General features: G+C 38.6%; 15 protein-coding genes, 1 tRNA gene and 1 pseudogene. 4 read left to right on the top strand and 13 right to left on the bottom strand.

Annotation, left to right across the window (positions count from 1 at the left end; all coding sequences use genetic code 11):
* Window positions 1-10 precede the first annotated feature (10 nt).
* Together LVD16_RS26540 and LVD16_RS26545 are read right to left on the bottom strand one after the other, a co-directional pair.
* Window positions 11-592, bottom strand: coding sequence for a chorismate--pyruvate lyase family protein (locus LVD16_RS26540; protein WP_233771320.1), 582 nt, complete (start codon window positions 590-592; stop codon window positions 11-13).
* Window positions 589-1,299: a class I SAM-dependent methyltransferase gene (locus tag LVD16_RS26545; protein WP_233771321.1), complete on the bottom strand. Its 711-nt coding sequence runs from the start codon at window positions 1,297-1,299 to the stop codon at window positions 589-591. The genes LVD16_RS26540 and LVD16_RS26545 overlap by 4 nt, the downstream gene beginning before the upstream one ends.
* Window positions 1,300-1,936: 637 nt before the next feature.
* Here LVD16_RS26545 and LVD16_RS26550 point away from each other — a divergent pair.
* Together LVD16_RS26550 and LVD16_RS26555 are read left to right on the top strand one after the other, a co-directional pair.
* Window positions 1,937-2,818: an alpha/beta hydrolase gene (locus LVD16_RS26550; RefSeq protein ID WP_233771322.1), complete on the top strand. Its 882-nt coding sequence runs from the start codon at window positions 1,937-1,939 to the stop codon at window positions 2,816-2,818.
* A gap of 256 nt (window positions 2,819-3,074) precedes the next feature.
* The gene (locus tag LVD16_RS26555) at window positions 3,075-3,962 is read left to right on the top strand and encodes an alpha/beta hydrolase (RefSeq protein ID WP_233771323.1); all 888 of its coding nucleotides are present in this window, start codon (window positions 3,075-3,077) and stop codon (window positions 3,960-3,962) included.
* A 74-nt stretch (window positions 3,963-4,036) separates the two neighbouring features.
* Here LVD16_RS26555 and LVD16_RS26560 read toward each other — a convergent pair whose 3' ends face one another.
* The 3 genes and pseudogenes from LVD16_RS26560 to LVD16_RS26565 all read right to left on the bottom strand — a co-directional run bounded on the left by LVD16_RS26560 (window position 4,037) and on the right by LVD16_RS26565 (window position 6,048).
* Window positions 4,037-5,233: a M57 family metalloprotease gene (locus tag LVD16_RS26560; RefSeq protein ID WP_233771324.1), complete on the bottom strand. Its 1,197-nt coding sequence runs from the start codon at window positions 5,231-5,233 to the stop codon at window positions 4,037-4,039.
* Window positions 5,234-5,481: 248 nt separating this feature from the next.
* Window positions 5,482-5,643: pseudogene (locus LVD16_RS27920) on the bottom strand (GNAT family N-acetyltransferase); the annotation flags it as partial.
* Window positions 5,644-5,655: 12 nt separating this feature from the next.
* A complete protein-coding gene (locus LVD16_RS26565; protein ID WP_233771325.1) occupies window positions 5,656-6,048 on the bottom strand; it encodes a hypothetical protein in 393 nt (130 codons plus the stop codon).
* 317 nt (window positions 6,049-6,365) lie between these two features.
* Here LVD16_RS26565 and LVD16_RS26570 point away from each other — a divergent pair, with 317 nt between their 5' ends.
* Window positions 6,366-8,867 carry a Kelch repeat-containing protein gene (locus LVD16_RS26570; RefSeq protein ID WP_233771326.1) on the top strand — a complete coding sequence of 834 codons (2,502 nt, stop codon included), beginning with the start codon at window positions 6,366-6,368 and terminating at the stop codon, window positions 8,865-8,867.
* A 56-nt stretch (window positions 8,868-8,923) separates the two neighbouring features.
* Here the strand turns inward: LVD16_RS26570 and LVD16_RS26575 are convergent, their stop codons facing one another.
* The 8 genes from LVD16_RS26575 to LVD16_RS26610 form a co-directional block, all read right to left on the bottom strand.
* A complete protein-coding gene (locus tag LVD16_RS26575) occupies window positions 8,924-11,443 on the bottom strand; it encodes a glutaminase domain-containing protein (protein ID WP_233771327.1) in 2,520 nt (839 codons plus the stop codon).
* Window positions 11,444-11,506: 63 nt separating this feature from the next.
* Window positions 11,507-13,711 carry a hypothetical protein gene (locus LVD16_RS26580; protein WP_233771328.1) on the bottom strand — a complete coding sequence of 735 codons (2,205 nt, stop codon included), beginning with the start codon at window positions 13,709-13,711 and terminating at the stop codon, window positions 11,507-11,509.
* Window positions 13,712-13,927: 216 nt separating this feature from the next.
* On the bottom strand, window positions 13,928-14,674 hold the full coding sequence (locus tag LVD16_RS26585) for a DUF3823 domain-containing protein (protein ID WP_233771329.1): 747 nt from the start codon (window positions 14,672-14,674) through the stop codon (window positions 13,928-13,930).
* 94 nt (window positions 14,675-14,768) lie between these two features.
* Entirely contained in the window at window positions 14,769-16,820 is a 2,052-nt protein-coding gene (locus tag LVD16_RS26590) for a RagB/SusD family nutrient uptake outer membrane protein (RefSeq protein WP_233771330.1), read from the bottom strand.
* 35 nt (window positions 16,821-16,855) lie between these two features.
* Window positions 16,856-20,080 (bottom strand): SusC/RagA family TonB-linked outer membrane protein, encoded by a 3,225-nt coding sequence (locus tag LVD16_RS26595; RefSeq protein ID WP_233771331.1) that lies wholly within the window; start codon window positions 20,078-20,080, stop codon window positions 16,856-16,858.
* A gap of 16 nt (window positions 20,081-20,096) precedes the next feature.
* Window positions 20,097-21,548 (bottom strand): glycoside hydrolase family 76 protein, encoded by a 1,452-nt coding sequence (locus LVD16_RS26600; protein ID WP_233771332.1) that lies wholly within the window; start codon window positions 21,546-21,548, stop codon window positions 20,097-20,099.
* Window positions 21,549-21,564: 16 nt separating this feature from the next.
* Window positions 21,565-23,397 (bottom strand): MSCRAMM family protein, encoded by a 1,833-nt coding sequence (locus tag LVD16_RS26605; RefSeq protein WP_233771333.1) that lies wholly within the window; start codon window positions 23,395-23,397, stop codon window positions 21,565-21,567.
* A gap of 658 nt (window positions 23,398-24,055) precedes the next feature.
* Window positions 24,056-24,128 (bottom strand) — tRNA-Lys (locus tag LVD16_RS26610).
* A gap of 219 nt (window positions 24,129-24,347) precedes the next feature.
* Between LVD16_RS26610 and LVD16_RS26615 the strand changes: the two genes are divergently transcribed.
* Window positions 24,348-25,076, top strand: a complete 729-nt coding sequence (locus LVD16_RS26615) for a hypothetical protein (protein ID WP_233771334.1) — start codon at window positions 24,348-24,350, stop codon at window positions 25,074-25,076.

Consider the following 25,076-nt stretch of genomic DNA (forward strand, 5'->3'; position numbering starts at 1 on the left):
TAAAGAGTTGTTAATCCGTAACTAATGGTTTAATTGTTGGCAAAAAAGATTCGGTGATGAGCAAGAAAGTCTCGTCCATTAAATTAAAAGTGGACTGACGATTCCAGATAGGAATAGACATAATATAGCGCTGGCGATTAGCGAATCTACCTTCCGGACTGTACTCCATAAACGGCAAATGAGCCATAGCAAAGGCTCCCACCAAAAATGGTGTTCGCGTAATAGCAGGGTTATTATATAAAATACTCTCACCTATGGGTCTATCACCCAGATTATCAAATAGTTGCTTGTATTCTGTGTAAACTTTTAAAGGCACTGTGGTTCGGGCATACACCTGTGGATGTGAATCTCCCAATAGAAAAATCTGTCTGATGTAGGCGTAATCACCTCTCATATACTGCTTTTCATAATCAGTAATACGACCAATACCTTCCTGAATTCTTACCAATTCAAATTGATCGTAGGTCCTTCTTATACCATCACTCAAACGGTACGCCTTGGGTGTTAACCAATCATAGACGTTTTCCGGTACATGGCTTTCGGATAGTTCTGAAACATTTGTCCAATCTTGCATAATAGTCTGAGTTCTCATAAATCTAGTTTTTTGGCTACCATACCTACTCGCTCTCTGTCATCATACTTTATCCACTCTGGGAGCTCATTTCGAGCATCTCCAAACAGGTATAGTTGTTCAATTGAAAAAAATGGAGAGAATACTCTCCTCAAATCGTCTTCATCTACATGGTTTATGCTCTCGGGAAGCTCTGCAGCCACAGGGTTATTCTTACTGAACTCAGGAAGACATTCAATGTATCCTGCCCAAGGCTCATCCTTTTCCTTTTTTAGGTGGTAAATTTCAAGGTAAGATTCACAATGCCTCAAATAAGGCGTGAAGCTCACCACATACAACTTACCCCCAGGCTTTAACCAGGCGTGAAGTTTTTTAGCAGCGCTTACAATTTCAAAAGGCTTTAAAAAGGGAAAAACCTGAGAAATGTAAATAGATTGAAAATAATTATGAGGGAAATCAATATAAGGAAAATTGCTTTCTACAGTTTCCAAACGATGTGCATGCGGCTGAGGTGTGTTGGCCTTTAAATATCTTAGATGTTCCTTATTGATATCAAGCGCTACTACCTGCAAACCTTTTTCTAAAGCTGGTAAAGTTGCTACGCCATAAGCCGCCCCCACATCTAACACAGGACCCTGGTCTAAAACAGCCTCATCAATGAATTGCTGACCTATATCCGGCAAATTATATGTAAAACCTCTCTTATTTTGTGTTGCAACTGTAGCCATAACTTATTATCTTCTAATGCATCTGCTATTATAAGGCCTATTTCAACATCACATTCAGCATTTATTAGCTAAAAAGCACTCACTTTAGTAAAGTTTTCAAAATCAATGATTAGCAGATTTTTTTCATAAATAGCTCAGACTGTTATACTTAAAAACATAAAAATTCTTGTTTAAATGGACATTACGACAATCAACGATTCAGTTATTGTCTTTTTCCAATACACAATATAAATAGGTGTTGTTAGATATTTTTCGTATAAATTTTATAATTAAGTATCTAGAACATACATAAAAATGCTTTTTCAGCATACGAATTTATACTTAATTAACCTCATTTCTACCTCTTCTACTTCTATAAAGACAATATACTATACTTCTTAAAATAAACTAATGAAAGTGCTTTTGCTTGATTAGTTAAGAATTTACTCTACCACTCTTTTATCTACGATAGGATTTTTATTCGAAAAATTATATCTATATAATCACAACATTCTAACTATCAATACTTTACACTCAGCCACTTAGCACAACAGGTAATAATAGCATTTGGTAAGCAATTGCTTCAAGTTCTCTTGTCACCATCTAGTTCAGAAAGGTAAATTCATTAAAACCATCAAAAAACTTTAATAAGACTATTATGAAAAGACCTTTACTATCCATTTGGCTGGCATTATCGTTAATTATTGCTTGTCAAAAATCAGAAGACCTTCTCCCAGTCTTCCCATCCTCCACAATCTCAACTCCATCTCAGGAAGGATCTAAGACCATTAACGCCAGCAAGCACAGGACAAAGAAAAAATTTTTATTAGTACATGGGGCATGGCACCCCGAAGGCTCCTGGACCAAGATCATCGTAGGTTTGAAAATCTATGGGCATGAAGTATACACGGTACAGCTTCCAGGCCTTGGAACGGATCGAACTCCGCTTAATCAGGTAACGCTGGCCAGCCATGTAAGCGCAGTTACTAACAAGTTATTGGAAATTGGCCCGGATGTGACACTAGTTGGTCATTCGTATGGTGGAGTTGTGATATCGCAGGCTGCGGAAAACCTGTCATCCTACATCAATAAGGTAGTCTATGTTTCGGCTTTCATGCTACAAAATGGAGAGAGCCTGTTAGATATTGCCATGAATGACGCCAACTCGGTAGTTACAAAGAATATTATGATCACCGGGGACAGTGTATATATTCCGGCCCAGTTTTATGATGAGGCTTTCTACAATTATGGGCTTGATAGTGAAAATAGAAATTTACAAGCAGATGTTCTTTTCATAAAAACTCTGCTAGTCCCACAACCACTCAGCACCTTTGTAACACCAGTGTCACTTTCCAGCGCTTATTATAATCTGGAAAAAGTGTACATATCCTGCCTGCAGGACCACGCCATAACACCTGGCACACAATGCTTTATGTACAGTAGGTTTCCCAATGTAGATTTACACATCATGGCACAATCTGACCATTCACCCTTTCTATTTAAGCCCAAAAAATTGGTTGAAATTCTAAACGGCCTGTAAGAACTTATGTCTGTAGGGTTCGGAAGTAATTTTATTCTTTAATGCTTTACAATAATAAAAATCAATCAATTCTTGAATCGACATGAAGAGTTGGCCCTAGGATTATGACATTGAGTACTAGTTGGAAAGATCATTTTCCGGGGTCAATAATTTTCATTGCATCAACAAACATCAGCAGGTAAGCTCTAGCAAAAGCTTAAGTGGAACTGCATCCTTTCTCACTGCTAATTTTGTGTTGAATTAAAATAAAATAGCTATGAGAAAATTAACGTACGGTGTATTGTGTATGATTTTAGTGATGTTAAGCTGTGAAGAAAGCCATGAAAGCTATGAACCCTTACCCTCTTTTAACCAAAGTTCGAGTAGTATTGAAAACACTGATGATGAGCCTATTAGTGATGCAAATAACTCAGACAAAAAAACGTTTTTATTTGTACATGGTGCCTGGCACCCTGAAGGCTCCTGGACAAAAATGGTATTAGGATTAGAAAAACTGGGCCATGAATGTCATACTGTTCAACTACCAGCTTTAGGAACAGATAAAACACCTATAAACCAAGTGACCCTAGCAGGCCATGTGGCCGCTGTCACGAATAAAATGCAGGAAATTGGAACCGGCATTACTTTAGTGGGTCACTCCTATGGTGGCGTGGTAATATCTCAGGCCGCTGAAAATCTGTCGAGTTATGTGGACCGCGTAGTTTATGTGTCAGCTTTTATGCTTATGGATGGAGAGGCTTTGCTTGACTTCGCCATTGCTGATGTTAATTCAGTGGTCACGCAAAATATAGTAGTTTCTGGTGATAGCGTATTTATACCAGAAGATGCCTATGAGAATGCTTTTTATAATTATGGACAAAATTCAAACAATGTTAATATTGATGAGGATATATATTTTACAAAATCACTGTTAGTCCCACATCCATTTATAACATTTGCCACACCGGTTTCACTAACCTCAGCCTACTATAACCTGGATAAGGTTTATATATCTTGTACAGAAGATAGAGCCATTACATTACAAGCACAAGTGAGTATGTATAGCCGCTTTTCTGATGTAGACTTGTACACTATTCAAGGTTCAGATCATTCTCCCTTTATATCCAGACCCAAGCAAATGATCAATATTTTGAAGGGTTTATAAAAAACGAGGGCCGATCAACCCAACATTGACCGGCCCCGTTTCATCAATTATAAAAAAACTGTTTTTTATCAATTTTATGGACAGTACTCACCTGGACCTGGTCTTCTTGCAGTCTGTCTCACAGTAATAGACTGAGAACCAGCACTACCTCCATTAATTGTCACCGTTCCTGTTCTTGGTGGCTCACAAAGCATATTATATGGACTTACAGTAACAACAAATGTTCCATTATTAGCACCTCCTGAAGCAGAAAGTGAAATCCATGATTGATTGTCAGAAACACTCCAAGATACATTTGAACTTACATTAATAGTTCTACTACCTGAAGAGCTACCGAAAGTAACTAAAGTAGGTGTAACTGTTAGAGTAGGGTCTGTAGGAGGAGGCGTAGTTCCACCCGGATATAATGTAGTCAATGCGGTAGCATCATAAGAGCTAAACTCACCTGTTACACTGCTGTTAAAACAAGCTAACATTATAGAATTAAGGTCTACACTTGGTTGAGCAGGAGTGCCAGGGATATGAATAGCACCATAAGTACCAGGACCTTCATTACCTCCTGCGCCACAAGATATTGATCTATTGAAGTAATCTGTATGTCTTAGCCCCACGCAATGTCCCATTTCATGGGTAATAACATGCTCTACCACATCTAAGCCATAGCTTGTGGTTCCACTTTGGATCTGAGCCCATTTGTATGGATTTCCAGCAGAAGGGAAACCAGCCTGTCCACCACCAGCACCAGATACTCTATATACAACAATATCAGCTGCTGCCGAATTAGTACCAAAGGATAGAGTAAAAGTTAAACCCAAATTAAGATTATTATAGTTCTCAACGGCCATTTGCAAAGCTGAACGCATTGTGGCATCAAGATAAGATGCGTTACTTCCAGTAGCATAATACCCTAATACTGTAATAGTTCTTGGGTTTCCTGTAACTAAGTTGGTTGTTCTGTACTGCTCCGTTTTAGGCTGTGACTGATCATTACCCTTTTGCATTTCTGCAAGTTCTTCTGGAGAAACCATGATATCATTTTCCAGAACATAAACTGGTTTAGATTCTTTGGTGATAGGATTGTAGAACATTTCTGATCTCATGTCACTAGGATCGAAACCAAGATTCAAAAACTGATTCATCACATTTTCACCAATTTGCAATGGCTCATCTGGTGGTGCTACTTCGGTTTCATCATTACATGAAACAGCCACCATTAAAATCATTAGGATAAAGAATACCCCTGAAAACAAAGTTGTCTTCTTGTTCATCATGTTTAAAAGTTTAGGTTTTTTAGTTGACAGCGAATATAAATATCTTTTGTTTTTTTACTAAAAACTAAACATTAACAAATCTTAACGATGTAATATTCAATTATAACAATAATTTATATAACTATCTATTTTATTGAAACTTAGATTATAGAACAGGGGATAAAGAAAAATTTTGAGGATGTAAGGAATAGCTTCATTCTATATTGCCACCTTGAAATCAGGCACAACAATTGACAGCTCGCATACCCCTATTTCATACACAACATATACAAAGTAGAGGCAAATAACAGCTCTTTATAAATTTGAAATCCATGTTTTTGGTACCAGGGTAGATTTTTTAAAGTAGAGGTTTCTAAATATAAATCCCTCATATTTTGCCTGGCATAATCTATAACCTCAGCTAACAGCTCCGAGCCATATCCTTAATGTTGCGAGGAAGTATCTACACCAATGAACCACAGATAAAAGAAGCTATTTAACTCCTTAGGATGAAAGGAATTTATTTTAGATTCTCGCTGCAATACTTTAAATACTCGACTGAGTCCGATTACTCTGATGGCTAATTGCAAGTCCCAAATCAGGTTTGATTTCTTCTGTTCTGGGTGCAGCATAAGTGCGCAAGCAGTTTTGCTTTCATTCATAAACACCTTACCATAAGCCATGCACATGTTTATAGAATAATCCATTAAAGCCTCTAGTCTTTTATCCTTATCTCCCCTTGGGTTAATGACATAGTTAACACTACCATTGTCCTTAAAAGAGTTTCTGAGGATATTTATTAATTGGGATTTATCTTGTTCAGTTGCTTCAATCATGATACGGTATGGTCTATTACTCCCGGTAAAACAATGATATTACTACTTCAGAAAAAACGACATGTAAGGAATAAACCTTTTCTAAATTTTGTTAAGAAAATAAAAGAGCTGTAGTAAATCATTTTCTTAAGTGACATTATCTCTCAATTTTCTGCCAATTCATAAATTTCTACTTATATTCAGAATTAAACCCAATCATCAAATGTCGATTGTTTTACTTCACTCCTTTATTTATTTTTGCCATGAAAGAAATTGTAAGTAACTCTTAGAGTTTAAGTTGTACAGGCATGTGTAGTGTTTCTTCTGTATTTAAATCTATGCGTTTATTCAAAAGATTAATCCTCCCCTATTTAATAATTTTTAGCGCATTCTCTTCTTATGCATCCACGCCAGGAGGTCTAAAATTTCATGGCAGTGAGCAGCCTATTAATCAGCGTACATCATATGATGTATTTGGCAAAGAAGATGTAGAATTCTCTGATAGTTTCGATATAGCATTTCAAACCTTCTTATTCTCAACATCCGAGTTTGGATATATTCTACGTATTAAGAATAGCGAGAGCAATACCATCTACAATCTTTTTTATGACGGACAGGGGGACAATCTGAAATTTAAATTTAATGAGGAAGGTAATGACCATCTGATTGCGGTAGAACTTGAAAGAAGTGAGCTGCCAAGTACTCAATGGTTCATGATGAAAATTTCCTTCGACCTTAAGAAAAATACGATCACACTGAGCATCAATGACAAAGATTATACTGCCAGCGATCTTGATCTGCCTGACACTTATCATCCCATAATTCTATTCGGCAAAAGTGATTACATCATTGATGTGCCTTCTTTTGCCATGAAAACTTTATCTGTGAGCAATGCCGATGAGGCATATCAATTTCCTTTAAAAGAGAATGAAGGCTCTGATGTGCACGATATTGATGGAGATGTAGTTGGGTATGTTTCTAATCCGGAATGGTTAATGAATGATGCCTACCACTGGCGAAACAAGACTTCCTTCCGGTCTCAGTCTGTAGCGGGTGCTAATTATAATCCTCGCACTCAGGAAGTTTACTATTTTAATAGAGATTCACTGCATGTTTACAACGTGTGGACTGGCATTAGTAGAACTGAGGTCTTCAAAAATTCTTGCCCTATAAATCTTTTACTCGGTACAAACTTCATAGATCCTGATGCCAATAAGTTGTATGCTTATGAGGTATATTATGAAAATCAGGATTCTTTACCAACCATGGCCAGTCTAGATCTGAGTACTTATGAATGGAGTGAAGGAATACACCAGCAACTGCCTACTCAGCTTCATCATCATGGGCAATTTTTTGACACTAAAAAGGACGAATTCATAATTTTTGGTGGCTTTGGCAACATGCATTACAGCAAAGACTTCTTCACTTATCAGCTCAATGACAGTATATGGAGAAAGTCTGAAAGCTTTAGTGGTGATCGGATTTCTCCGCGTTATTTCTCTTCAGTTGGGTATTTAGAAAGCAATAATTCATTATACGTTTTCGGCGGTATGGGCAATGAGTCTGGAGAACAGACAGTGGGAAGGAAGTACTATTACGACTTACACAAAGTTGACCTTGATAAAAAGCAGGTGACTAAGCTTTGGGAAATTCCATGGACCGAGGATAATGTTATTCCTGTAAGAGGCATGGTAATTCCCAATGACTCATCATTTTACACTTTGTGCTATCCAGAGCATTTTACGGAGTCATTTTTAAAGCTTTATAAGTTCTCTCTTAAAGATGGTAGTTATGAAATTTTAGGTGATTCAATTCCTATTTATTCTGATAAGATCACCACCAATGCCAACCTTTATTATGACAATAATCTAAAAAACTTTTATGCTCTGGTGCAGGAGTTTGATAACAATGATATCTCCTCAGAGCTAGAGGTATATTCATTAGCATCGCCTCCCATCACTATGGAGCAACTCAAAAACTACTCTAAACAGCCTAAGAGCTATACCTCATGGCTGATTTTCATATCATTTGTATTGATGATCGCCATAGCATATTTGATTCTCAGATGGTTAGCATCGAATTCTTCAAAAAATGAGGCAGCTCAGGCAGCATTGACTAATCAGCCTGAAATCCCACTTCAACCGAATTCTATTTATTTATTCGGAGGCTTTACTGCAAGAAATAAGAATAACAAAGACATAACCTACCTTTTCAGTGCTCAGCTGAAGCAGATATTCTGTCTTATTTTACAATATAGCACTACTGAAAATGGCATCACCTCACAAAGGCTGAGCAATATACTTTGGCCAGATAAACCTGCGGACAAGGTGAAGAACTCTCGTGGTGTAACGATTAAAAATCTTAGAAAAACCCTCACCGAACTCAATGGCATAGAGCTGATCTATGACAAAGGGTACTTCAAAATTGTGTACACAGACGAGTTTTATTGTGATTACACCAGATGCCTTGAGTTAATAGCCGACGGAGAGGTAGAAACGCACCGAGAAGAGTTTATTGGCATAGTAACGAGAGGCAAATTTTTACAGCTGTCTAATGATCCTATTTTTGATTCTCTGAAACATAAGACTGAAAAGAAATTAGAGCCTGTATTACTACTTGAAATAGAGAAAGCCTTTGAAACTGAAGATTACTCGCAGACTATAGCGCTAACTAACGCCCTGTTTAATATCGATCCGCTGAACGAGGATGCTTTAAATTATCATGTGAAAGCACTTCAAAGGCTTAAAATGAATGATGAGGCAAAGATAAGATACCAGGCTTTTGTGATCGAGTATAAAAAAATAATGGGCACGGACTACCCGCACCCATATAAGGTTTAAAAAAGGTAGCCCCGATTACTCCGGGCTACCCAAACACAAAACCTACCTTATGAAACTTACTTTTCTAACATTTTAATGTAATAACCTCCCACCACTGAACGTGCCTGGAAGCCTACCTGCTTAGCATCTGGCGTTTCGTACCAGTCACTCATAGGAACTCTGTCTGGTGTATCAGTAACGTATGCATAGACAGGATCAATGAATTTCTCGAAAGTGGCCTTGTCTTCCGCCAAAGTAGCTGTCCACACGATCCAATCAGACTTGGTATATGTTCTTCTGTTATCTAATGGAAGACCATACTTATTTTGCTTGGTCAGATAGTAGGCAATTTCTTTCTTAGCCACATCTTCAGGGAAGATTCCTAAATCCAGAAGCTTATCCCATACCAGGTTATATTTTTGACTCCAGGTTTCTCCTTTATCAAAGGTTAAACGGAAGTGATCTCCATCATCAGCCATTCTTATCCATTCCTGAGCCATTCTCTTGGCCTCTGCAGTATACTTTTCTGCTACATCATCTTTACCTAACATTTTAGCCAACTTTCCATAACCTGCTATACCCATGATAGCTTTTACAGAAAGGTTAACATTATGAGCAAAATGTCCAGCAAAATCATCTGTACAAAGCTGATTTTCAGGATCTAACCCTTCTTTCAATAAGTAATTAGCCCAGGTAGTGAGCGTTTCCCAGTGCTGCTCCGCATAATCAGCATTACCTTCTGTGGAAGCTATGGCTGTAGTAAGGATAAGCATGTTTCCAGATTCTTCTACAGGCATATCGCCACCGTAAGTCTGGCCATTTGCCTGAGGATAAGTACCTACATCATGCGCTGCGAAAGGCTTAGTCCATTTTCCACTTTCAGAATAATAGAAAATAGGATTAAGCATTCCTTTTAGGAGCTCTGGATTATATTTTAAGAATAAGGGAGCTGAAGGATAAGTTACATCCACTGTACCGATTGATCCATTACTAAAGTTCTCTTTAGATAGGAATAATGTAGTTCCTTTGGTATCCTTTACTAATTTATGAGCGGCAATTGATTGTCTATACGCTAATTGGCATAATCTGGCATAATGTTCACCACCGGCATTCACTGCCTCTTCATATACTTCCTTATCAAAAGCATCACAACGAGACATTACATCATCATGATCAGCGGCGGCTGAGGTAAGTGCTTTATCAAAACTTACTTCACCGTTTTTAGTCCACCATGCTTTCAGGTTATCCCCGAAGTATTGGATGGATTCAATGTCATTGTAACCGATCATGATATATCCTGAAGCGGCTTTATCAGACACATCAGCCATACTCTGAACGAAAGTCATTACAGGCATTTTTTTAGTAAGTACAGCGTTCATTGAAGCACTTTCAGACTTTGTCTCGCCATTTTCTAAAAAGGCCGATTTAGTGCCAGTGAAATCACCAATGCTAATCACCTTATCATCAGCAGCTTCTGAGGCTAAATAGAAATGTCCCCAGTCTATACCTACATTATCTCCTTTTGTTTTTAATATGGCCTGCTGTGTAGTACCTGCCTTAGCAAAGTTTACACTACCCGTTTTGCCGGTGCTCACTTCTACTTCCTGGTTAAGCTCATTCACAGCCCATTCTGGTGTAGCCTCGAAATATACTTTCACATCGTGAGATTCGCCATCATTAGCTGTAACCTCATAGTTTACATAGTTTACAGGGCGAGAAAGTAAATCTAAATCGTCCATTAATAATGGTGAAGCAAATTCAAGAGCCAAATCTACCGGACCACAAGTAAAGTTATACTTAGTTTGTGTAGCAGTAATCTTAACACTGTTCTGAACAGCTGTTTCTCCAAAAACTGGCTTCTCATCACTTTCTTTAAATATACCGAAGTCTACATAGGCAAGACCTCCACGATCAAGACAATGAGCTGCGATTACATTCTTACCATCCTTATTCAAAAGGCTCTTATCCAGCTTCATAGAGAGGTTGCTCTTAGCTCTGTTGCCAGTGTTCACTATTTCCTTTCCATTCAGGTAAAGCTCAAAATCATCATCGTGAGAATAGACAAGATATAGCTCTGCACCTTCGCTTATTTCAGGCATAGTAAATTCTCTTCTCACCCAAATCTCTTTAGTTTCCCAAGGAGTAACTGTTTTAAAAGTGTTTGGTGTACCGAAAGCTCCTTTACCGCTAGTCCATGGACCGTCGTTAAAGTCAGCTTGTTCCCAGCCTTCAGCTGGTTTTTCAGTCACATATTTACCTTCCCACTCTTCATATTTTGCGGTGTTAATTACAGGCTGCAACGGAATTTCTTCCTTACCCATAAATCGGTACGTTTTGCCATCTACCTGTACAGCTCCAATTAGTGAATGATTACGACCAGTCCAGTGCTTCACGGGCGAATCATACAAATTGTCTGTAGTAGACCAGGCACTTGTATAAGGGTCAATGGTAATTAAAGGATAAGCCGGAGCTCTAAACTCCTGACCAAATTCTTCCTTTGCAGGTCCTGCCGTATGCTCTTCTTTTTGAGCACAAGACCCTAAGGATAATCCTGCAATAGCTATCGCTAATGCTTGATTCAAATACGGTTTGAACATAGGGTTATTTTTTGTACTAAATATTTCTGAATTAAAACTTTAACTCCTCACTTTAAGAGGATCTTACCAGCCCAATCTCACCTGAATTCCTTCAGGATTATTTTCAAAACTTAAAAACTGTGTTTTACTGCCCGAATCCCAAGATGATTCTACTGCCACATCATTACCCGCTGCATCGGTCACCTTAATGCTGGTAGGCTTACCTGGTAGAAGCACACGCATTACGTTGGTAGTGTTCAAAGGACTCTTAGCTGTAAATGCATAAGCATTTTCCTCGAACTTCTCTTCGTATACTCTGGCCGCAGTAGCCAGAACCTGAGGTTTATCCGGGTTCTTTACGCTGCCAATATTGAATAGCAACGATTGCTCACCAGGCAGTACTTTTTTCTGATCTAGAACGGGTATCTCAGGATCAAAAAGATCTATTAGCTTACCAGAAATAGTATACGGCGTTTGATCCTTATTCTCATCCAGCACAGATATAATCTCATAAGGACCTCTTGTTAAGGCAAAATTGTTTTTAAATTCTAATGCCTTGCCGGTTTCGTCCTTGTACAGTTTTTCAATGGTAGATACATATTGAGCATCATTATTTTCATTTAAAACGAACTCCTTAGGGTCATTGCGAATAATTTGAATCTTTCCTTTTCCATAGCTATATTCTCCTGCTGCGTATTGCGCTTCGAGACCTAACTTCTGGAATAAATGCTCTGATGGAGCTTTAAAGCTGTTTCCATCCTGATTCCACCAGTCTTGTACTCCCTGGAAAGCATCATCATCACGCCCACTGTACACTAATACTCCACCTTTTTTCACCCAATCAGCTATGTAATCATGGGCTGTTTTATCCAGAGGTTTCATATTAGAATATGACATCACCAAAATTTTAACATCCTTCCAGGTATTGGCAACAGGCGCATTTTCGATATGTACAGTTTTCACCGGTACACCGCGCTTCAATAAAGGCAGAGCCTGCCCATAAAAGTTAGATAACTGAGGGTCTTCATAGCCTTCGTGAGTTGGGAAGCGCTGAAACATTAAAGAGTTAGACATTAATATACCAATACCCTCAGATCCATTTACCTTATTATCAGATAAAGGCATATTATTCAGAGTGTTAATCATCACCTGCATTTGAGTAGAATAGAAGCGTGGAATATGCTTTTTCTCCTCACTATCAGCGCTGGTTCTGTATAAACCTTGATAAATACGGTTAGGCCAAGGCATTACTTCATAGTCTGCAATCATTGGGTACAGCAGCTGTGCTGTGAAAGTAGCCTGATAATTCTTTTTGTAATCCGCCCAATCACGTGGCCAATCTTCAATTGGGTCGGTAAGGAAGTATACTTTTCTGCCGGTAGGGGCTGTCATAGACTCCATAGAGCCATACTCCAAAAAGGCCGTTTCGAATACTCTTTCCTTTTTGTTTCCATTATAAAAATTCGGCTCTCTGGAAGTTCCGGTCCAAACCTGAGCGATATATCCATCTACGCAAGGCAATGAAGCCAGGCTAGCTTCAGGACTTACTATTTTCCACTGCGAATAGTTGACTAATGAATGGGTGGGAACGTAACACCTGATGTTCATTCCTTTACTTTTACCATATTCTTTGGCGTAAGTAAAACATTCATTTAATGCTCTATAATAGAGATGATATTTTAATTTACTAGAGAGGTAAGTGTTTTCTGCTGACTCATGCTGGGGTCTCCACTCGAAGCCATAGTATTTCTCCCACTCCTTTTTAAAGGCCGTACTATATCCAGATCTGGCCCAAAATTCAGGTTCTTCAAGGTAGATAGCGTCTATTCCTGCATCTATCACTCTTTTAATAACTTTCTCCTTCATGTACCTGATAAAATTCAGTGAAGGAACAATGTAAGGCACCATATGACCGTGCCATATGGTATCTCCTTTTTGAGTTACCTGGCCTTCATCTAAATGCCATTCTCCATCCCACTCGCCAGTGAAGTAGTCCTGATATTCTCCCCAGGCTATTCCAGTCATAAAATGAGTGGTGTATCCTTTGTCTCTCCAGGTCTGTACGCGCTCCTCGAAGCTCATACCTCCTTTTTCATGATGATCTTTTACACTGTAAACTATGGCTACATCAGCCCTCACATCTATTACCGGCTTCCATGGATTTGACGTTTGAAAGGCAGTTTTTTCTCTTGGCTGGTCATCTTGTTTATCACTCTTATCCTGCTGAGGTACTGAACAAGCCTGAAAAATAAATGCCGAAACCAAACTGAATAGTATTGTTCTTTTCATTGGTCTAGGTTATGGAGTAATGAAATGACATCCATTACTCAGAAATGATAAAATCGTAAGTTTTAAAAAATAAAAGAGGTTATACCAAAAGTAGCTGCAAGCCTCATTAAGCCCCTGAAAGATTCCATGATTTAACAGGGAATACATTTCAAGTATCTCAATATGACATTAGCCGGTGAAATCACCAATTTTGATATAACCTCCAATAATTTAATATTAAGGCACCATTACCTGGGCTGCCTCATTGTAGTTCCATCTTCTTACACCGCTACCTCTTGGCGTATCATAGTTGATACGAGCAGCAGCTCTAATAAATACTACTCTACCAGAAGGTATAGTACCTGTAGACTCAATCTCTACCTCTTCTCCAAGCATGGATTCAAATCCTGAACCAGAGAACTCCATGGCGCTAGACCAACGAGTATCTCTTGCTCTGTAACCTACAGATGAAGAGTAGCTCACAAATAGCTGAATATCAGTTACATTCAAGAAACTATCGCTGTAACCGCCCATAGGCTCAATTTTACTGCGAAATTCATCCTCAGAAACACCTCTGGTTACTCTAACTTTTGCTCTGATTTTACCATTAACCACTGTTGGTTCACCTACCCATTCGATGTTTAGAAAAGGCTCTACTTCAAATTTCATCTCGGTAGTACCATCTATCTCAGTAGTTTGGCTATTATCAGCCAAAGGAACACCACGGTCATCTTCTCTCACCAAAGGAATAAAAGGCCCATCAACCCTTACATTATACGTGCCTTTAAATACCTTGGTGTTCTGAAATTTTCCATCTGGCATGCAGTAGAAATCAGGATTATGCTGAACGTTATCACCCCAGCTTAGCTCCGTTAATCTAACACGAATACCCTCACTACCCTGATCAGTAAGTATAGGTGCTCCTGTTTCTGCATCTACCACCTCACCCTTAATTGTTTCCGACGGCGCTTCATAATTGTCCATTTCGAACATGTTACATGAAGAGAGTGAAAACAACGAGAACGATAAAATATAAAATGCTATTTTTTTCATGTTCTTTATATTCTTAATTAATGTCTTATCTGTTTGGTTGCTGATCGATCACTGAGCTCTTAGCCACCTCATTACCCGGTATAGCGAAATAGTAATCCACTACGTTATACTCAAAAGTTTTTAAGCTAACCCACTGGAAACGAGCATCGAAGAAGTATTTTCCGCTTTCGGTAGATAAGAATGGGTATAAACCTCTGAATCTATATCTAGAGTTACTACTGAAGTTATCAGCATCTCTGGTTTCACCCCAGAAACCATCTCTACCTTCATAATGGTTAACTCTCCATCTTCTAAGATCCCACTTGGTTTTACGCTCAAAAGCAAGTTCTTTACGACGTTCTTTACGAACTAAATTTCGACTCACTTCATCAGCTGCAAGGTTGCCAATTAATTGACTAGCTCCAGCTCTTTCGCGAATATCGTTGATTGCAGTGGTAGCCACCTGAAGCATGTTAGAACCATCAGGTGAAGGCTCACCTGCTAATGAAAGTTCTACTGCAGCTTCGGCTGCATTTAACAACACTTCAGCATATCTCATTAAAATAAAAGGTTGATCAGATCTTCCTTCACCTGCATCAAAAGATGGATCATCATTTAACCACTTTCTTCCATAAAGACCTGTTAAACAGCTCTCTCCATTATCGAAGAAAGGTCCGTTAGCACCTGCTGCATTTATCTCTGATCCATTGTAGTCAAGAGTTTCCTGACCATTTCCCTCTCTTGGGCTAAGGTATAATGATTTAGGCTCCTGAGTATATTCAGCCAGTTGCTGATAACGAGTTTCAGCGCTAGAGAATGAATAATCGTTAAAGAAAGGATCTATTGGCTCAGCTCCAGTATATACACCGCCTCTGATCTCAATATTCTTACCTTTAAAGACATCACCAGGAAAAATTACGTATGCTCTTAGCCTAGGCTCTGCATTTTCGAAAAAGTCCATTGGTGAATCATACATTAAATAATCTCCTTGAGAGTTAGTAGAACCGTTGGTTACTCTAATAGATCCATCAGGATAACGATCGAAACCTTCATACATTTCAAGAAAATCTAATGTAGGGCATGTACCTGATGCCAATGGTGCTTTAAAGATAAATGGAGCACTGTAAGCATCATAACCATGTGTGGAAGTAGGGTAGGTATATTCTTTAACAAAAATATTCTCCATACTAGCAGGGTCAGTAAACATGTCTACCATATTTCTGTATTGCGCATCAGGATCATTGGCAGCCCATTTATTCATATAAAGAGCATATGGACCTTCATTAATTACTTCCTGAGCAGCCAGATAAGCTTCTTTGAAATATTTTTTAGAAGCTGCCTGCCATGAATCTTCAGCAAAACCTATTACACGAACGCCTGTTTTTTGACCAAATCCAGTTAAACGTCCTGACACGGTTTCATTATATTTAGCAACACTACCTGCATAGAGCATTGCCTCCGATTTGTAGGATAGCGCAACATATTTATTGGAAAGACCTCTTTCAGGACTAGTAGGCTGCAACAAGTCAGCTGCCATGTCAAAATCAGCTAAAACCTGATCCCATGTTTCCTCTTCAGAAGATCTTGGCACCTCCATGTCATCACTTGGATAATTAATCACTCTAGTTACCAAAGGAATACCTCCAAATCTTTTCGCCATAGCCGAGAAAACCATAGCTCTTGCAAAATATGCCTCACCCAGATAATGGTTATAAGTAATATCTGCAAAGGAGCCCTGATACTCAGGCAATGTTTCTATGAGGTAGTTAGCATCTCTTAATAATGTAAATGCCTGTCCCCAATATGGTGTATCCTCACCTGTAAAAGCTCTACAGATTCCGTCTCTGTTTAGAGCCTCACCTGTACCAGAAATACCTGTTGCATTTAACCATCCATTGTAGTTAAAACCCCACTGAGCCGTATATTTAAAATCCTCCAGGGGCATTCGGCTATACATTCTAGCCAAATAGATTTTCATTCCAGATTCACTTGTCAAAAGCGTTTCATCACCTACTACGTTTGGTGGTGGAACGTCCAACTCTGCACATGAAGAGAGGGCAAGTAAACCGACAAGAAATAATATATATATCTTTTTCATACTATCTTTCATTTTTGATTGTGTGATCCTCAGAGTTAGAATGTGGCTGATACACCTAGAGTATATGTTTTACTTAGAGGATATAGTCTTCCCTGGTCACTATCAGGATGTTCCGGATCTACGAATTTTACTCCTGTGATTGTGAAAACATTGTAAGCATTGGCAAAAACTCTAAACTTCATAGAAGCTGATTTTTTTGGCACAATGTTATATCCTAACTCTACACTTTTAAGACGTAAGTACGCAGTACTCACTCTATTAAATTCTGAATTACCGAAAGGATAATTGCCTGTATATCCGTAATAACCTTCCACCCATTCTGTTTCTGGGTTATATGGATCTGCTTGCGGATCTACCGGATGCCAACGATCAAGATACTGCTCTAGAGTACCACCACCATTGGTTCCCCAAATTCCGTAAAGTGGCTCCTGATACTGCATCGACCCCATGGCAGTTCCCTGGAAAAGAATGCTCAAATCGAAGTTTTTATAAGAAGCATCATATGCTAAACTGAAGTTTAACCACGGTGTCTGATCAAAAGCATAAGGGTGCTCATCTTGACCATTGATTTCGCCATCACCATTCCAGTCAACATATTTGTAGTCACCAGGAAGAATTGTTCTCTCTTTGTAAATAGGGTAATTCCAGATATCTTCCCAATCCTGGTAGCGACCAGCGCTTTCATAACCAAACTGAATTCCCTGATAACGGTTGTTCAGATTGTCAGATCTCCACCTGTCATATGAATTGGAGTATGGACCATTCTGTATTCCCACTTGCCATTCTCTTCTTGTAATGGTACCAATAGCTTTAACACTATAATTAAGGTCTCCAATTTTATTACGATGAGAAAGTTGTAGGTCAATACCGAATTGTCTATCACTGTTAGCATTCTCTAAAGGCGCCCCTGTACCTACTACAGTAGGAACTTCACCCTGTCTTCTGGCAAACAATCCTGTTCTTCTTCTATCAAAATAGTCTACAGAGAATCCGAATAATCCATTCCAACCTTCGAAATCAACACCAAAGTTGAACATGTGAGCTTCCCACCAGGTAAGGTTTTCGTTAGGTACGTTTCTATCAACACCGTTTACAAACTCACCACCAATCACATACCCTGGTGCATATTGATTGTAGTATCCATTTTCTGCATTACCTCCAGAGGCCGGATACTGATATCCTGCATACCATTCGTATTGCAAAGTGGCGTCATTTGCTGTTGTTCCATAACTTGCTCTGAATTTCAATTGATCTACAAATGATAGAGCCGAGATTGATTTAAAGAAAGATTCTTCAGATAGTCTCCAGCCTATTGATCCTGAAGGGAAAAACCCCCACTGATTATCTTCAACAAACTTTGAAGATCCATCATATCTAAACTGAAATTCTGCGATATACTTATCAGCATAATTATAATTTAACCTACCTAGCGCAGCTGAATTGGCTATGGTATAAAGGTTATCAGTATCATAAGCCATACCTGTAACCTGGTTAGCATTTGTGCCTGCTAACAAGTAATCCATAGCGAAGGCCAAGTCATTTTGCGCGTAGAAATTATCACCTTCTTTCTTCTGGCTTTCCCAACCTAATAGCGCTGATACATTATGATTAGATGCAAAAGTTCGTTTATAGTTTAATAAGAACTGTCCTAAAATCTGGTTTCTGCTACGTACGGATCTTTGCAATCTATTAGGTGAGCTAGGGTTGTACAGTTTAGATATATAAGAGTCTGATGTTTCATCATACATGTATTGATAATACTCTCTTCTAAAAACTGTATTATCATTATTTCGATAATCATAACTCAACATTGCTTTGGCAGATAGGCCTTTCAATGCAGATGATATCGTTCCTAAATCATAATCCAATGAAAAAGATGATTGAAAAGTTTTCTCATTGTATTGTCTATAACCAGAAACATCAGAAGTCATCATAGCTACTGTATTCTGCTCTAAATCAAGGCCTTGATAATTTAACATGGTGCCCTCAGGGTCTGCATAAGCAGGAAATAAAACCCCTTGTCTCCAATAATTTCTAATAATATCTACAGGACTTGAGTAGGGTGAGTTACGCTGATCCGACATACCTGCCAGATTTAAATTAAATTTTAATCCTTCAGTTAACTCAGTAGTAATATTACTTCTCAGGTTGAATTTATCGTAATTCAAATCTCCTGACTTGAAAAATCCTTCCTGATAAAGGTATCCTCCACCAATAAAATACTGTGTTTTTTCTGAACCTCCGGTTATACTCAGGTTGTGCTGTGTTTGAGGTGAGTAGTCAGCAAAGATTAAAGAGTTCCAATCTGCTGCTCTACGATCTCCATTACGGAAATCCTCAAAAGCCTGCTCATCATATATAATGCTTCCTCCATTGATATTATTCATGGATTTTTCATTATAAATAGTCATAGTTTGGTAAGGATCAGCTAGCATCGGCATCTTAGAAGGACGCTGCATGGTATAAGATCCACTATAAGATATTTGGGTTTTTCCTGCTTTACCTTTTTTAGTGGTTACAAGTAAAACTCCACTGGCTGCTCTTACACCGTAGATAGCTGCTGCTGCATCTTTAAGTACTGATACATCATCGATATCGTTAGGGTTAAGTCTCTGGAAATCTTCCATAGTACGTGGCACACCATCGATAACTACTAATGGTGTTCCTTCAAAACCTCTAATATCGAAACTGTTACTATAAGTACCAGGCTCAGCACTTCTCTGCCAAACTCTAACCCCAGCCACTCTACCTGTAAGCATGTTTTGAGGGTTTTCATTTCTGGTTTGAAGCATAGTTTCACCCTTAAGGCTGGCTACAGAACCAGTAACAGTAACTTTTTCCTGAGTACCATAACCCACTACTACAACTTCGCTAAGCTGCTGTGTATCAGGGATCATGCTAACATTTATCACTGATCTGGCACCTACAGTTATCTCTTGTGCGGAATAGCCAATAAAAGTAAAAACCAATACTGCACTTTCATCTGGCACCTCAAGAGTGAAGTTACCGTCCAGGTCCGTGGTGGTTCCTTTATTAGTTCCCTTTAGTATAATATTTACACCTGGTAAAGCTGCCCCATCTTCAGAGGTCACTGTACCTTTTACCGTAATAGCTTGCTTGTATAGCTCTACGGTAGTTACGTTCTTTTCAATGTTTGCTTCCGAAGCAAAAGCGGAGGCAAAGACAGCAGATTGAGCAAGTACGCCACATAAGGAGTACTTGATCAGTCTTTTTGACAATTGCTTGTATTTATTCTGCATATGCTAAGTAATTTCTTTATTTCTCCAGTTCGTATTTGGCTAATACTGCGTACTCAGCTGCAAAAGCAAAATTGAACATACCTTCAGTATTATTATTGGCAGTGGTTCTACTCCACCCTACTAGTAAATTAGTAGGTAAAAATCCTTCGTAAAGGAAGTTTTCATAACCGAAATCCAGGTTTTGTTGGAAAGAATCTATGTAATCTGCATTAGCAGCATATGAAGGATATACATCTACATACCCTCTCATCATCACGCCATTAAACCAGTTATTGAAACCACTGATATCATAGGTATAATACCCCTCTTTGGTTTGTCCCAAATCAGCAAAGTATTCAAAGCTGGCATCAGATAATGAGCTGGCATCCGTTAAATACATACCTTCGCCAGTAGACTCATATAAATCGGCAGCAGCAGATAGCATACTTCCGCTGTTATAACTTATAGATGGGCCTACTCTGTCTCTACAAGCTATTCCCTTACGGTAAGTTTGTCCATCTACTGTGATAGTTTCAGGATTACCAGGAGAACAGCCACCCATTAAGTCATCATAAACTCCATTAGGACGAATTAGACTGGCTTTTTGCCATGCATAAATCTTCTTAGCAAAGTCTAGATAGTAATCGGCTTTCTTTACTTGCTCTGTTTTTCTTGTTTCTTTATCAGCAGCATCTATGAATCTATGAGTGATTTCATCATTCTTATCTTTATAGATTTCGTGCAACCATACTAATGGGCTGATCAGAGGACCGTTACTACAAGAGTGCTTGGTTACATAACCAGGACCCCACGTGATACCACCAATTTCATTACCGTTAGCATCTCTGGAACAATCCCAACCATCTAATACATACTCAGTTAGGTATTCTGCTTTTTCAAGATAGCTATCATTACCTGTAAGCTTGTAGCTTTCTATAAGCTCACGGATAAACCACATTTGGTCATCATACACATTCATAATTCCGGCTACGCTAGCGCTACCTTTTCCGGCACCTCTATTTACACCGTAGATAGACCACTCATGAGTCTGAGTATAAGAAACCAATTCAAATGTACCTTTGTAGAAATCTGCATTATCATACAGCTTAGCAAGCGTTTCAGTGTACTTGCTAAAGTTTTCATCATAAAGCTTGGAGTTACCGTGCTCTTTCTGAGCCTGCAGTCCGTGAAGGATAGCATTTACAGCCTCAACAGCACTGGTGTACATCCATATACTTCCTGTTTCATCAGAGCGAACATCAGTATAAGGATTATAATACCTGGCCATTTTCATACCTGCTCCGTCAAAGTGAGCTTCTATAGCATGGTCTGCCAGGTTCATGGCGCGAAGAAGGTTTTGCTCTGAAAGACTAACCTCCTCTTCCGGTGGATTATCCGGTCCCGGGTCAGAACCCGAGTCACCACATGCAACCAGTGACATAAGGAACACGAAGCTGCATGTAGTAAATAGTTTACTAAATTTTATCATAGGGTTATTCATGTAATTAATTCAAGTCGATTGTGTGGAAAACAAGCTTGTTCTCTCCAGAATTGGCCACACCGTTATACACACCAAATACTAGCGTTACTTCCTCACCGTTAAACTGAGACAGGTCATAGTTAAATAGTGCATAACCTTCAGGGTTTCCTGCTCCACCATCACCATGCTTAAACTTCCAACAACCATCTTCTGCTGCACTTGCCTCTTGAGCAGTGTTAGAAGAAGGCTCTATGTGAGTTACAGTACCATCATTTTGGATAGCGGTAAGTTTGAAGTAGGTTAAATTATCTCCGAAATTACGAGTGCTTAGTGTTAACTGGTTAGTACCAGCAGCAATAGGGAATTTCGCATATATATAAGCCTCAGGAACTACCGTGTTCACTTCAGGAGTACCTCTGGTTTTAAGAATAAAGCCCTCAGTTTTATCTACTTCCGGATCTTTCTTTAATGGTGCAAAGAACCATTCTGCACCTATGTGACTATCTTCCTTCCATGCCTGGTAAGCAGCAGGATAACCATCAGTCATACTTACATTTCTAGAAGGCGTGATAGAGTTCATGCCTGTAAATGAAGTCTTAGTCTGAGCCATGGTAGATCTCACTGTCTCTTGGGTAAGCTTCCAACCGCTAACCACCTCTGTGCCAGGTAGCCAATCCCAGTTTCTTACTTCCTGATCAGCAAACCTCATAGCTCTTAGCACTAGCTGTTTCCAATAGTCACCAGTACTCTGACGGTAAATACCCACCGCTATAATCACTTCTTTGCCTACATAATCGCTTAGATCGAAAAAGAAATCAGTGTAATCACCTGATCCGTAAGTTTGGTTTTCTCCAATTTTAACAGCTTGTGGTTCAGCCTCAGAAAGATCTACCACCTGAACTCCAAATACTGCAGGAGCACCAGCATCTGCATTGTGAGTACGTAGTCTAATAGAGAAGATTTTATTGTCCTCGGTTATTTTCTTGCTTCCATAAGTATATGAATCAAATACATTCAGGTCAGCTGGATTACTTCTATCGCCTTCATCATTACGGATACGTAGTGTGGTACCTTCCCACTGTTCTTCCCAGTTACCCCAGAAAGTAAGTGTACTCATATAATCACATGCCCAGTCCCAATGTGGGTAAGCATCTGCATTACCACCACCTCTGTATTCATTATAATACCATTTGTCAGCATCCTGAAGATCTTCAGCAGTAAGACCACGAAGAATTTCTGAAGCACCCATTTGAATTGATATAGTAGCTACACCATCAATAAATGATGCCGATGTTACAGACTTAGTAACAGATACATAATTAGCTTTACTAAATTGAAGGCTATAATCTCCTTCCACTAAGTTTTCAATAAGGAATTTACCATCAGCGTCTGTGGTAAGTGTCTCCATATCAGCTATGCCAGTGTTAATAGTTACTCCAGCAAGTGGGGCTCCACCGTTTTTAGCATCTATTACGGTACCCATAATTTTAGCAGAGGCGTTAATCATACTCACATCCGCTATGGCTACTCCTTCAGCACTGAATTTATCAGCATTTACAGTAACACTAATGGTTAACCAGCCTTCTTTCGCGAATTTAACCGCGTGAGTTTTCATAGAAACTCCGTCCACACTATACTTTCCATTAGCATCAGTGGTAGTCATGATATCATCTTCATTGATACCAGTAATAGTTACTTCCACATCAGAGATGCCAGCACCTTCCTCATCAGAAACAGTACCGGTAACAGTTCCGAACTGTGTGTTCTCAGGAGCATCGTCATCTCCACATGAACTTAAAAACATAGTACATACACCAAGTAGTGTGGCGTACATAAAACATCGTAGAATTTTACTCATTTTATAATAGCGTTTAAGTTTGAATATTACCGACCCGGCTTTTCCTTTTTAGATTGATAAGTGTTGCTGATGAAAGCATAAAACTCAATCGTTTGCGGTTGTTATCATGTCGATTTTAGAAAGTCGAACTTCAAACGATTGATTCTAAAAAATTCATGAGAGCCAAATCGATTTAGCAATTTTAAAATCGATTGCAGAGAGTACAATATTATGTGCAGGTGATTAAATTTTGGGTTAAAACAGGGTTAATAACCCGAAAAAATGACTAATCTTTTACTGTAAAATGCTCCTTCTTCACTCGATTTTATACTAAAAGCATAATTTTTATAATTATCTATTCCTCTGGCATTTACAGATATTTTTATGATTTCATTTAGAAGTGCTACTAATTAACCCCCCATTTTCGGTCCATCATTGATGATGATTAACATCAAAATTTGGGGCGAAAAAAAATTTAAAGATTTTTTCCTGTAGTCAGATTTCTATACAAAATCAGATGTAAGAATAATTTTCAAAAAACTTAAGACTAATTAGAAATCCATAAGTCTTAATAAAGGTATAGGTAGGTGGTTCAGAAGAACAGTGCGATAATTAAATACTTATTCTCCAAAAAGCAAAAAAGCCTTTCAGATCGGTCTGAAAGGCTTTTTTAAGGTAGTGATCCCGCTGGGGCTCGAACCCAGGACCCTCTCCTTAAAAGGGAGATGCTCTACCAACTGAGCTACGGAATCTTATGTTTTTTCCATCGTTTTGGTAACTTTCTGTTACCCTTTTCGTTAATGGAGATGCAAAAGTAATGTATCAGATTTAAAATGCAAAACTTGGAGCAAAAAAAAACTTAAAAAATTTTCACCCACCTCTGAAATCTGCCTTTAATGTAATCTTAGGCTAATTATCTCGTTAAAAATTTTTGTTCCCTTATATTTGCTGCCGTGAAGAACAACAGAAGTATGCGCATAATATTAGTCATTGTATTCTCATTTATAGGTTCACATTTATTAATAGCCCAAAGTCAGGTAGAACAAGCACTTGTAGATGCCGACTCTTTGTTTCAGGCGCAGAAGTTCACTGAGTCTTTTAAGCTATATGATCATCTACTTCATACTGAAAAGAAGAGTAGCCCATCTATGCTTCTGAGAATGGCTTATATAAAAGAAGGCTTAGGAGATTATAGCCTGGCTTTATATTATCTTAACCTATATTACTTACAGACATCCGATAAGAGTGCTTTGAGAAAAATGGAAGAACTGGCTGAAAAGAAAAACCTTGAAGGCTACACTTTCAATGACTTTGAATTTATTAAATCAGTTTTCTTTAAGTATTTCGATTACATAGTCTATTCATTGATGGCTATTTCTCTCCTGCTAATGGCAGTGATTTATCGCTATAAAATAAAGATGGAATTTAGGCCTGTAGTACCAGCCATTTTAAATGTATTGGTTTTAGCTCTTTTATTTTACACGTTAAACTATGGCAGAGAATACCATAAGGCCATTATCATAAAATCTAACACCTACATTATGGATGGACCATCGGCAGGCGCTGAGGTAGTAGATATTGTTACCAAAGGACACAGATTACCGACCTACAAAAAGACTGATGTATGGACAGAAACAGAATGGAACGGTAAAAAGGCTTTTATAAAAACAGATAAGATAAAGGATATCAGCCTTTTGTAA

Source organism: Fulvivirga ligni (assembly GCF_021389935.1).
Lineage (GTDB): Bacteria > Bacteroidota > Bacteroidia > Cytophagales > Cyclobacteriaceae > Fulvivirga > Fulvivirga ligni.

What these genes read in the sequence shown, in the direction of transcription:
- LVD16_RS26540 (WP_233771320.1), bottom strand. Translation starts at nt 592, where the DNA reads ATGAGAACTCAGACTATTATGCAAGATTGGACAAATGTTTCAGAACTA.
- LVD16_RS26545 (WP_233771321.1), bottom strand. Translation starts at nt 1,299, where the DNA reads ATGGCTACAGTTGCAACACAAAATAAGAGAGGTTTTACATATAATTTG.
- LVD16_RS26550 (WP_233771322.1), top strand. Translation starts at nt 1,937, where the DNA reads ATGAAAAGACCTTTACTATCCATTTGGCTGGCATTATCGTTAATTATT.
- LVD16_RS26555 (WP_233771323.1), top strand. Translation starts at nt 3,075, where the DNA reads ATGAGAAAATTAACGTACGGTGTATTGTGTATGATTTTAGTGATGTTA.
- LVD16_RS26560 (WP_233771324.1), bottom strand. Translation starts at nt 5,233, where the DNA reads ATGATGAACAAGAAGACAACTTTGTTTTCAGGGGTATTCTTTATCCTA.
- LVD16_RS26565 (WP_233771325.1), bottom strand. Translation starts at nt 6,048, where the DNA reads ATGATTGAAGCAACTGAACAAGATAAATCCCAATTAATAAATATCCTC.
- LVD16_RS26570 (WP_233771326.1), top strand. Translation starts at nt 6,366, where the DNA reads ATGCGTTTATTCAAAAGATTAATCCTCCCCTATTTAATAATTTTTAGC.
- LVD16_RS26575 (WP_233771327.1), bottom strand. Translation starts at nt 11,443, where the DNA reads ATGTTCAAACCGTATTTGAATCAAGCATTAGCGATAGCTATTGCAGGA.
- LVD16_RS26580 (WP_233771328.1), bottom strand. Translation starts at nt 13,711, where the DNA reads ATGAAAAGAACAATACTATTCAGTTTGGTTTCGGCATTTATTTTTCAG.
- LVD16_RS26585 (WP_233771329.1), bottom strand. Translation starts at nt 14,674, where the DNA reads ATGGACAATTATGAAGCGCCGTCGGAAACAATTAAGGGTGAGGTGGTA.
- LVD16_RS26590 (WP_233771330.1), bottom strand. Translation starts at nt 16,820, where the DNA reads ATGAAAAAGATATATATATTATTTCTTGTCGGTTTACTTGCCCTCTCT.
- LVD16_RS26595 (WP_233771331.1), bottom strand. Translation starts at nt 20,080, where the DNA reads ATGCAGAATAAATACAAGCAATTGTCAAAAAGACTGATCAAGTACTCC.
- LVD16_RS26600 (WP_233771332.1), bottom strand. Translation starts at nt 21,548, where the DNA reads ATGATAAAATTTAGTAAACTATTTACTACATGCAGCTTCGTGTTCCTT.
- LVD16_RS26605 (WP_233771333.1), bottom strand. Translation starts at nt 23,397, where the DNA reads ATGAGTAAAATTCTACGATGTTTTATGTACGCCACACTACTTGGTGTA.
- LVD16_RS26615 (WP_233771334.1), top strand. Translation starts at nt 24,348, where the DNA reads ATGCGCATAATATTAGTCATTGTATTCTCATTTATAGGTTCACATTTA.